This window comes from Mesorhizobium sp. M7A.F.Ca.AU.001.01.1.1 (genome assembly GCF_004022735.1).
Lineage (GTDB): Bacteria > Pseudomonadota > Alphaproteobacteria > Rhizobiales > Rhizobiaceae > Mesorhizobium > Mesorhizobium ciceri.
On record NZ_RZPF01000893.1, the window covers coordinates 1 to 2,270 of the forward strand.

Below are 2,270 nucleotides of genomic sequence, written 5' to 3' on the forward strand. Positions count from 1 at the left end.
CCCATGTCGAGGTCGCTGAAAGCGGCAACTCCTACGGCGGCTACGGCAATTCCTATGGCGGCGGTTCCTTTGCCTCCGGCCGCGGCGGCCAGGGCGCAGGACGGCAGAACCCCTATGGCGCCTCGCGCTTCGACAATGTCGGCGCCGACAGCGAAAAATCCGGCGCCTTCTCCAACACCTATGCGACGCCGGGCTGGCAGCGGGCGCAGGCCAACCGCACCGAGGCGACCGACCGCAACTGGGGTTCGCGCTCCGGCCACCAGGTCGAGCGCATCGGCTACGGCGAGACGGACAGCGGCTACGGCGCCGGCCGCACCTCGGTCAAGGGCCGCACCATCGACGGCGAACTGGTCGCCAAATCCGTCTCCGACAAGCCGTCCGCCTTCAACGTCGGCGACCGTGTCTTCCACCAGAAATTCGGCAACGGCAACATCTCGGCCATCGAAGGCAACAAGCTGACCATCGACTTCGACAAAGCCGGCCAGAAACGCGTGCTGGACGGGTTTGTCGCCGCGGTGTGAAGATGGCGTTTTCCCCGCGGAAGCCTCACCTTCGTCATCCACGGGCGAAGCAAGGAGGGTAGCGACGCGGCGCAGACCCGTGGATGACGAAGTGATTGATGTCTACGCCAATCGTCAAGGCATGCGGTCCGCCAACGAAACAGCCCCTCACCGATACCGCGCCTGATTCCATTTGTGCCCCAGCAGCGACAGGATGATGATCAGCCCGTTGAAGAACTGCACATAGAAACCGCTTAATCCCGCCGCCACGACGCCGATCTGGATGAAGGACACGGTAACCGCGCCGATGGCGCCGCCGACGACGGTGCCGATGCCGCCCCAGGTCGGCGTGCCGCCGACGAACACCGAGGCCAGCACCGGCAGGAGATAGCCGTCGCCGGCGGTCGGCCACCAGGTGAAGTTGATCATCACCGAGAAGGTGCCGGCGATGGCCGCGCCGATGCCGACGAAGACGAACACTTTCACCCGCACACGCTTGACGTCGATGCCCATCTGCTGGGCGCTGTCTGGATTGTCGCCGACCACCCTCACCTGCGCGCCGAAGCGGTGCCGGTTGTAGAGCATCGCCGACAGCACGACGAAGCCGATGGCCCAGAAGATCTGCACCGGAACGCCCAGGACCTGGCTGGAGAAGATCGTGTAGGCCCAGCTGTCGCTGAGGCTGGTCAGCGCCATCGACTTGCCCTCGTTGATGATCTGGATCAGGCCGCGCAGCAGGAAATTCATGCCCAGCGTGGCGATCAACGACGACAGCCCGCCATAGACGACCAGCGAGCCTACCAGGAAGCCGAGCAGCATGCCGGTGACGAGTGCCGCGGCGATGCCGAGAAACGGATCGTAGCCGGCCTGCACGACCAGCGCGAAGACCCATGAGGCGAAGCCCATCGTTGCCGGAAACGACAGGTCGATCTCGCCGCAGGTGACGACGAAGACCAGCGGCACCACCACGAACAGCGCAACGGGGAGCGTCGTCAGCACCGAACGGTAGAGATACCAGGTGGTGAAAACGGTCGGGTTGGCGATCAGGAACACCGTCATCATGACGATGAACACGGCGAGCGTGCCGAGCGCGGCACGGTTGTCGAGGATGAAGCCGCGCATCCAGTGATCGGATGGGTGCCTCCATTCCTTTTGAGAACTGGGACGGGGAATGCCGGCGGACGGCTCGTGCAGGTTGGGCTCCATGGTCTTGCTCATCGTGCTCTCTGCTCCGCGTCGCCGGCATCGTGCAGCCCGGCCAATCCGCCGGGATGCGCGACCTCTTCCATGAAGTTGATGAGATCTTCGGCCGACTTGACCTCGCTGCGGTCGGTCGTCAGTGCAACCTTGCCGCGGTCCAGCACCACGAAGCGGTCGGCGATGTCGAAGACATGATGGATGTTGTGGCCGATGAACAGGATCGAGCGGCCGCTCGCCCGCACCTGGCGCACGAAATGGAACACCTTGGCGGTCTCGGTCAGCGACAGCGCCGTCGTCGGTTCGTCGAGGACGATCAGCTCGGCCTGCTTGTAGATGGCGCGGGCGATCGCCACGCCCTGGCGTTCGCCGCCCGAAAGCTGGCCGACGATCGACTGCGGCGTGAACACTTTCGAGGTGAAGCCGATCTCGCGCATCAGCCGGCTTGCCTCCTCGATCTCCTTGTTGACCCTGAGAAAGCCCATGAAGCCGGTCAGCTCGCGGCCCATGAAGATGTTGCGAACGATGGTCTGCTGCACGGCCAGCGCCCGGTCCTGGAACACCGTCTCGATG

General features: G+C 64.4%; 2 protein-coding genes and 1 pseudogene. 1 reads left to right on the plus strand and 2 read right to left on the minus strand.

Going from position 1 to position 2,270, the window contains the following annotated elements:
• A pseudogene (locus EN884_RS33540) lies at window positions 1-521 on the plus strand (ATP-dependent DNA helicase); the annotation flags it as partial.
• Window positions 522-668: 147 nt separating this feature from the next.
• Here the strand turns inward: EN884_RS33540 and EN884_RS33545 are convergent.
• Window positions 669-1,718 carry an ABC transporter permease gene (locus tag EN884_RS33545; RefSeq protein WP_127224390.1) on the minus strand — a complete coding sequence of 350 codons (1,050 nt, stop codon included), beginning with the start codon at window positions 1,716-1,718 and terminating at the stop codon, window positions 669-671.
• Window positions 1,715-2,270 (minus strand): ATP-binding cassette domain-containing protein (locus EN884_RS33550; protein WP_164895333.1); only part of this gene is annotated, 556 nt, incomplete at its 5' end. The genes EN884_RS33545 and EN884_RS33550, both read right to left, overlap by 4 nt.

Coding starts and splice junctions, on each gene's coding strand:
- EN884_RS33545 (WP_127224390.1), bottom strand. CDS start 1,718: ATGAGCAAGACCATGGAGCCCAACCTGCACGAGCCGTCCGCCGGCATT.